We start from the raw sequence: 7,161 nt of genomic DNA on the forward strand, positions 1-7,161 counted from the left end.
GAGAATGACGGCAACACGCGAGCCGACTGCTTCTCAGGGGTGATCCGCGCGATCATCTCAAAAGGCGCCATGGAGCCGAACGGCCAGGACGTTGGCGGGGCCGCGGTCGCGGTTGTAGCCGGGGTTGCCGATGAACTGATAATCGAGCGTGAGGTCGATGGCGTGCGCCGCATGCCAGTCATAATAGGCTTCCGCGATCAACTCCGACCCAGGGTGGGGAAGCTGGCCGTCCCCGACCAGGACTCCGATTCCGCCTGCACCAAGATAGCGCTCGTGCGCCTTGGAGATGCCGTTGACGACGGTGGCCAAGCCGATTCTGTCGTCCGGCCGGCCCCAACTTTTGCCGTTGAGCGTACCCCCGACGGCGACCGTACGGTCGATGTCGGTAAAGTCATACGGCTCAATCGCCCCGTCGCTGATCCCGGCGCGCGCGAACAGGCCGAGCGTGTCGGTCACCTCCTGTTCGACGTTGATATGACCACCCGTTCGGCTCATCCGGCGCCGGGTCAGGCTGGGGTCAACCGCCCCGCCGGTTATCGCCGCTAGTGCCAGCGCATCATCGAAGCGGCTGAAATTGCCGCGGTTACGGAACATCGTCACCCTCACCGCGCCCGGATGGCCAGCGATGCTGTGACGATGCTCGACTTCGCCAACGAGCTGATACTGGCTGAAATCGCGTTCCAGCGTCTCGCCGTTGGGCACTTTGGAGAGGTTGAACGCGCCAATCCGGAACGTCCACGGCCCCTGATCCCATTCGCCCGCGACGCCATAGCTGTAGCCCCAGGCATCGGCCGCATAGTCGAAATTGCCTGCATCGACGACCGACCAGTTGAGAAAGTCCGCACGCGGATCGTGCGCATAGCGGTTGGTATCGAATATATCGCCGACGCCTACCTTGCCTCCGGTCAGCACGAGCCGATTGGCCGTCTGGCTCCCCGCGAGCTGGTTGGCCGCACCGGCAACGGACTGGGTCTCACCGCCCAGATCAATGGTCTGACGGAAAAAGAGGCGCTGGAGTCGCAAGTAGGGGTTGGACTTGCCGACCTTGTAGGCTTCCGCGCTCGGAAAGCCGGCCGCGCCCAACGTGTTTGAGAGGCCAAAACCCTGATCGATCTCGGGGTTGATCCACAATTCCGCCCCGCCCCACGGGCGAACGCCGGCGTAGACCGTTGCGTCGAACGTCTCCTTGACCTGGCTCGGCGCAAGGCTGTTCGGCCCTTCATAAGGCGAGCTGAAACCAGCCACGCCTTGGGTGACAAAGGTCGCCTGGGCATGAAGCGCCCAATTCTGGTCAGCTTGCGCCGGCGCAGGTGCGACTTGCGCTGCGGCGGGCGCGGTGATCCCCAAAGCCAGCGTCACCGCGACCGCTGTATTGAAAAATGTGCGATTGATCATCGTCGATCCCGGTGCGCGCAAGTTTAGCCGAAAATTGTGACATTGATGGTGCCACCAGTGCGGCTGTGTTCCTCGTGTGGGCGTCCAAGGTCGGCGCTCGCCCGAGGGTGTGTGCAGGTCTCGACTCGATCGTGCCTATACCCTAGGGGGCTATATGTTCAAGTAGGCTGGGATTTCGACCGAATGGGACATGTTGCCAAGGAAAAGCAGAAGCTCCTCAATCGTCTGAAGCGTCTGCGCGGCCAACTTGAGGCAATCGAACGAGCGGTCGAGGCCGACACCGAATGCGCGCGCGTCCTTCAGCAGGCAACGTCATGCCGGGGCGCTCTGGACGGCTTCATCGCTGAAGTGATCGAAGACCATATCCGGGAACATATGCTCGATCCGGACGCGCCCCGCGACGACCCCCGGTCGCAAGCAGCCGAAGAATTGGTTGCGATTGTCCACGCTTACCTGACGTAGCAAAAGCCATCGCTACCAATATGACATAATCTCGCGCTTTCTCGCCGGTCATGTGCGTGTCATGATCGGTCTGTGGGAAAGCCGGCCAACAGCGCAAATATCGTGGCAGGGCTTTCGGTCGCCGGGCTCGTGCTCCCGGAGTCGATTGCCTATGGCTCGATTGCCGGCCTTCCGCCGGTCCACGCGCTGGCTGCGGCGCTGGCGGGCCTTACCGTCTATGCCATCGCCGGACGGTGCCAGGTGGCGATCGTCACGCCAACCTCGGCGAGCGCCGCCGTGCTGGCGGCGGCACTGGCCAGCCTTGGCGTTGGCGAGCCCGGAGCACGGTTGGCGTTGACGCTGGCGCTGGTCGGCTGCGTTGGTCTGCTGTTCGTCTTGGCAGGCCTGTTGCGGCTGGGGTTCATCGCGGCGTTCGTGTCTCGGCCAGTGTTGCGCGGATTTGCGTTCGGCCTAGCGGCGAGCATCGTCCTTCGGCAGTTTTTTTCGGTGACCGGGGTTCACGCGCCAAGTGCCTTGCTCATCCGCCAGCTAGGCGAGGTTGTGGCAGGCATCGCGCGATGGAATGTAGCGGCTCTGGCGATTGCCGCGCTTGCGTTGAGCGTCATGCTGGCCTTGCGTCGATGGCGCATGGTGCCAGCGGCATTCGTCGTACTGGCTTCGACCGTGGCACTGTCGTTCGTTGTCGATTTCGCCCAGATGGGAGTGCCGACGATTGGCCGGATTGCACTCGACATCGACTGGCCCGCGCTTCCCCAGTTCGGCGTCTCACAATGGTTGTCGGTCGGCTCGGCAAGCCTGCCCTTGGCGATGATCCTTTTCGTCGAGGCGTGGGGCACAAGCCGGACCTTGGCACTGCGCCATGGCCAAACGCTTGACCCCAATCGCGAGCTGGTCGCGCTGGGGCTGGCTAATCTGGCTGCGGCGAGCGTTGGAGGGCAACCGGTCGGGGCGGGTTTTTCAGCCTCGTCGGCCAATGATGCGGCGGGTGCGACCAGTCGCATCGCCGGGTCGGTTGCCGCTGTGGCGCTGGCCGCGCTGTTGCTCGTCGCGTTGCCGTTGATCGCGCGCGTGCCGAGCGCGGTCCTGGCGGCGATCGTCATCGCCGCGCTGACCCATGCGCTGGATCCGCGCCCGCTGTTGCGGTTGTGGCAGCTGGGACGGGATCAGTGGGTCGCACTTGCCGCGGCGGTCGGCGTGCTTGCCTTTGGTGCTCTATACGGGATGTTGCTTGCGGTATCGCTGTCGGTGCTGGCCATCGCCCGACGCCTGTCAGAGCATGATATCGATCGGCTGGGTCAGCTCGACGGGGGACGAAACTACGTCGATCTGGCACGCCATCCCAACGCCCGAGTTGATCCCGCCATCCTTGTTGTCCGACCGCGAGAACCGCTGTTCTTCGGCAACGCAGAGGCGATCATGAACGCCATCGAGCGCGCGACGAGCGCGGCGACGCGGGTCGTGGTGCTTAGCCTCGAGGAAAGCTACGACCTTGATAGCAGCGCGGTCGATGTTTTGGGCGAAAGCGCAACACGGCTCACGGCGCGCGGTCAGCGGTTGATACTCGGGCGACTGAAGGACCCCGTTCGCGAATTGCTTGCCGCGGCGGGGGAACCGCTGGCCACGCTCGCCGCCGACGGCCATCGAAGCATCGCCGACGCGGTCGAGTCGGCACGTGCCAGCGCAAGTCGAAGGAGCTGACCCCATGAGAAACAGCCGCGAACCCATCCTGACCCCCGTTCCGATCGCCTCTCTCCGACCGACGCAGATCACCGTGGGGTTGCGCGAAGTGGAGCGGAAGCGCTTGCAGTGGCGCGGTGAGGGAGAGCACGGCGGCGCATATCTTGGTCGGCATATGATTCCCGTCGTGCTCGGGCCCAAGCGGCGGCCTTATGTGATCGATCACCACCACCTGGCGCGAGCACTCCATGACGAGGGGCAAAGCGAAGTGCTGACGACGGTTGTCGCCGATCTTCACCAGCTGAGCCTTCCGGCATTCTGGATATTCCTCGATAATCGTGGCTGGCTCCATCCGTTCGATACCGACGGCAAGCGGCGTGACTATTCGGCAATCCCCAAGAGAATTGCCAAGCTGGTCGACGATCCGTTCCGATCGCTGGCGGGTGCGGTTCGCGAAGCAGGCGGCTATGCCAAGGATGTCACGCCGTTCAGCGAGTTCATCTGGGCCGATTATTTCCGTCGCCGACTCAAGCGCCCGCAGCTCGAGGCCCATTATGAACGCGCAGTCGCCAAGGCCCTGCTTCTTGCTCGCGCGCACGAGGCTTCCTTCATGCCCGGGTGGTGCGGTCCTGATCACGTCACGTCCTCGCTTTGACTGCAACCGTCTCCGCGACACTTACACAAAGCCTTACACATTTTCTTGCTTGACGAAAACAAATGCTTTTATTATAAATAGTTACGGAAGTCTCGTCCCACTCAAAATCGAGTGTCGAAAGACGTGTCCGTTCGAGTCGGACCGGGGGCACCAGATATGGTTCGAGCGGGGCTGGAACAGCTGTCGCGCGCGACCTATGGTCGGACGCATGGACGCGCGCAGAGACCCATCCCCGACTCCATCGACTACGCCGCCGCCGACCCCGGCGCAGCTTGCCGGTGAGGCGCAGGACCTCGAGCATGTCGCGCTCAAGCGCGTTCGGCTGCTCGCTTCGCTGACCTTGATCGGGGGGGTCGGGTTGATCCTGGCGATCCCGTTCGCGCTCAAGGAGGGCGCCGAGTTCTTCATGCCGGTGACTGCGGCGCTGGTGATCGCGGTTGCCCTGGTGCCGTTGCTCGAATGGTTCGAGCGGCGCGGGGTGCCGTCGAAGCTCGCCGCGACGCTGTGCGTGCTGCTGTTTCTCGGACTGGCGATCTTCGCGCTGGGCTCGATCGTGCTGCCGGCGATGGACTGGGTGCGGCTGATCCCGCAACGCATCGAGCAGGTGCGCCACTCGCTCGATCCGGTGATCAGCCTGTACAAGTCGCTCCAGCATTGGATCGACAATACGACCGCGCAAATCGCGACCGCTCCGGCGAAATCGATTCGCACGGTGCGGCTCGAATCGACCAGCAGCTTCGTCGACACCATCACCACGCAGGCGCCGCATCTGCTGATCCAGCTGTTCTTTTCGCTTCTAGTGATCTTTTTCTTTCTCGCCGGCTGGACCGGGATGCGCAAGCGGACGATCGTCAGCCGGGGCAGCTTCGCAGGGGCGCTGACGACAGCGCGGGTGATCCAGCAGGTGGTCGAGGCGACTTCGACCTATCTCGGCACGATCACGCTGATCAACATCTCGATGGGCGCGATCACCGCGGCGATCCTGTGGTTCCTCGGGATGGATTCGCCAATGATGTGGGGCGGCATCGTCGCGGTGCTCAACTATATCCCCTATCTCGGCCCGATCGCCTGCGTCCTCCTGCTCAGCTTCGGCGGGCTGATGCAGTTTACCGACGTCTGGTCGGCGATGCTGCCCCCGGCGATTTTCCTCGCCATGCACGTCATCGAAGCCAACGTCTTCACCCCCTCGCTGGTCGGCCGCAAGCTTGAGATCAACCCGCTCCTGATCCTCGTCTCGCTCAGTTTCTGGGCATGGGTGTGGGGCACGACCGGCGCCTTGCTGGCGGTCCCGCTGCTGATCATCATCAAGACGATTTTCTCCGCCGCCGGCACCCCCGATATCGCCGGCTTCCTGTTCGAAGACGGAGTGCTCACGCACGTCGGCGACGACGATGAGGCGAGCGACAATTAACGTGGGAAATGCGGCGCAATCCGCGCTTGCCGTTGTTGACAGGGCAGGGGGCCTACCCTAGTTGCCCGCCCACCGGAGCCGATCGAGGTCAGTTCGCGGGTGTAGCTCAGTTGGTTAGAGCGCCGGCCTGTCACGCCGGAGGTCGCGGGTTCGAGCCCCGTCACTCGCGCCATCCTCGCGGGATGGTTTCACATGAATATCTGTTGAGCAGGCGCGCGCGGCGTCGCGACTTCAGCTACCGAGCGGCTTCTCGTCGGGCGCTGGAGCGCCTGCATCGGTCACGCCTTTAGTCTCGGACGGGCGCGGCTTTGCGATCGCCGTTTCGACTGCAGCGCGCGCCTTCAGGCCGAAGTGCAGATTGACCAGCCCGTCGGCCTTCTGTGTCACCGGCAGGCCCGATGCGACCGCCTGCTCGACCGCATCGCGCGCGGTCATCGCCGCAGGAGCGACCGGATGCCCCGCCGTCGGCATCCCGGCGGCAATATAGGCAGCATGCGACGCCAGCGCCTGCGAACGCAGCGCATCGGCACTGGCCTCGCGCCCGGCATAGCGCTGCACGAACGCCGCCGGCTGGCCCCAGTTGCCCGCCCAGCGATAGAATAGGTGCGCGCCGATCACGTCGCTTTTGGCCAGCGTGTGCGCCCAGGTCGGCAGGACATAATTGGCGTGATAATGGGTCGCATAGCCCACACCGCCCGCAACCGTTCCGTGCAGCGCATCACCGGCCACGCGGCGCGCGCGGTTCCATCCAGCAAGGTCGGGACGGCGATCGAGCGACCCGTCGCAGGTAAAAGTGAACTGGCATCCGGTCGGGCGGGTAGATCCCTGATAGACCACCCCGCACACACTCGCTGGGAAGGCCGGGTGGCGGACCCGGTTGAGAATGACCTGAGCGACCCCGCGCTGGCCTTCCTCGCTCTCGTTGCCCGCCTCATAATAGATCGCCTGCGCCAGGCAGGTCAGCGCCGCGGTCCGCGATGCCTGGCTCGCGCCAGCTACCGCGAACGGCTGCGCAGCGGGGCCTGAGGCGGCGCTGAGCGGGATTTCATTGTTGAGTGCGACCGCCTTGTCGGGCGCGACCGTCTGGATCGTCATGTCGGGCACGATCGGCGGCGCGGCCGACGCTGGCGTCAGCATCCTTGCCGCACGCTGATCCATTGAGGTCGGCGCGGTCACCACCGTCGCCATTGCCGCAGCACTGAATATCAGCGCCGCCAGCGCAATCCCCGCCTCGCGCGGATATGCATGCGCAAGCCGCAAGGGCTGGTGGAAATGTCGCGAAAGCATGATGGCGCTGATGTAGGCTACTAATACGGCTAATTCAACCGTCCCCGGTCAAGCCCTTGAAATCACGCCTTGTTCATCCACACAAGCAAGGGCTTCAGCGGCAACAGCCAGACCAGCCCTGCACCCAGATAGAACAGGCTCTGCGCCCAGATCGGCCATGGCGCGATCCAATTGGCGAAGGCCGCCACGATCAGCCCGATCAACCCGATCAACCCGATGATGCTGAACACCCCGATGATCGTCCGCGAACCTCTGGTCATCGAAAATTCCTCAA

At 63.9% G+C, this 7,161-nt stretch carries 7 protein-coding genes and 1 tRNA gene; 5 read left to right on the forward strand and 3 right to left on the reverse strand.

The features are described from left to right. Nucleotides 1-57: 57 nt before the first annotated feature. Nucleotides 58-1,395 (reverse strand): carbohydrate porin, encoded by a 1,338-nt coding sequence (locus Q0R27_RS12160; RefSeq protein ID WP_293945160.1) that lies wholly within the window; start codon nucleotides 1,393-1,395, stop codon nucleotides 58-60. 183 nt (nucleotides 1,396-1,578) lie between these two features. Here Q0R27_RS12160 and Q0R27_RS12165 point away from each other — a divergent pair, with 183 nt between their 5' ends. From Q0R27_RS12165 to Q0R27_RS12185, 5 genes are all read left to right on the forward strand, one after another. Continuing rightward, nucleotides 1,579-1,857: a metal/formaldehyde-sensitive transcriptional repressor gene (locus Q0R27_RS12165; RefSeq protein WP_293945162.1), complete on the forward strand. Its 279-nt coding sequence runs from the start codon at nucleotides 1,579-1,581 to the stop codon at nucleotides 1,855-1,857. A gap of 102 nt (nucleotides 1,858-1,959) precedes the next feature. Then, nucleotides 1,960-3,555: a SulP family inorganic anion transporter gene (locus tag Q0R27_RS12170; RefSeq protein ID WP_293945165.1), complete on the forward strand. Its 1,596-nt coding sequence runs from the start codon at nucleotides 1,960-1,962 to the stop codon at nucleotides 3,553-3,555. A gap of 4 nt (nucleotides 3,556-3,559) precedes the next feature. After that, nucleotides 3,560-4,189 carry a ParB-like protein gene (locus tag Q0R27_RS12175; protein WP_293945167.1) on the forward strand — a complete coding sequence of 210 codons (630 nt, stop codon included), beginning with the start codon at nucleotides 3,560-3,562 and terminating at the stop codon, nucleotides 4,187-4,189. A gap of 208 nt (nucleotides 4,190-4,397) precedes the next feature. Beyond that, nucleotides 4,398-5,600 (forward strand): AI-2E family transporter, encoded by a 1,203-nt coding sequence (locus Q0R27_RS12180; protein ID WP_293945169.1) that lies wholly within the window; start codon nucleotides 4,398-4,400, stop codon nucleotides 5,598-5,600. A 95-nt stretch (nucleotides 5,601-5,695) separates the two neighbouring features. Next, nucleotides 5,696-5,772 (forward strand) — tRNA-Asp (locus tag Q0R27_RS12185). A 59-nt stretch (nucleotides 5,773-5,831) separates the two neighbouring features. On the opposite strand, the gene Q0R27_RS12190 is transcribed toward Q0R27_RS12185, so the two are convergent. Together Q0R27_RS12190 and Q0R27_RS12195 are read right to left on the reverse strand one after the other, a co-directional pair. Further along, entirely contained in the window at nucleotides 5,832-6,887 is a 1,056-nt protein-coding gene (locus Q0R27_RS12190; protein ID WP_293945171.1) for a cell wall hydrolase, read from the reverse strand. 62 nt (nucleotides 6,888-6,949) lie between these two features. Next, on the reverse strand, nucleotides 6,950-7,161 hold a 212-nt coding region (locus tag Q0R27_RS12195; RefSeq protein WP_293945173.1), incomplete at its 5' end, for a DUF2842 domain-containing protein.

The organism is Sphingomonas sp. (genome assembly GCF_025362505.1).
GTDB lineage: Bacteria > Pseudomonadota > Alphaproteobacteria > Sphingomonadales > Sphingomonadaceae > Sphingomicrobium.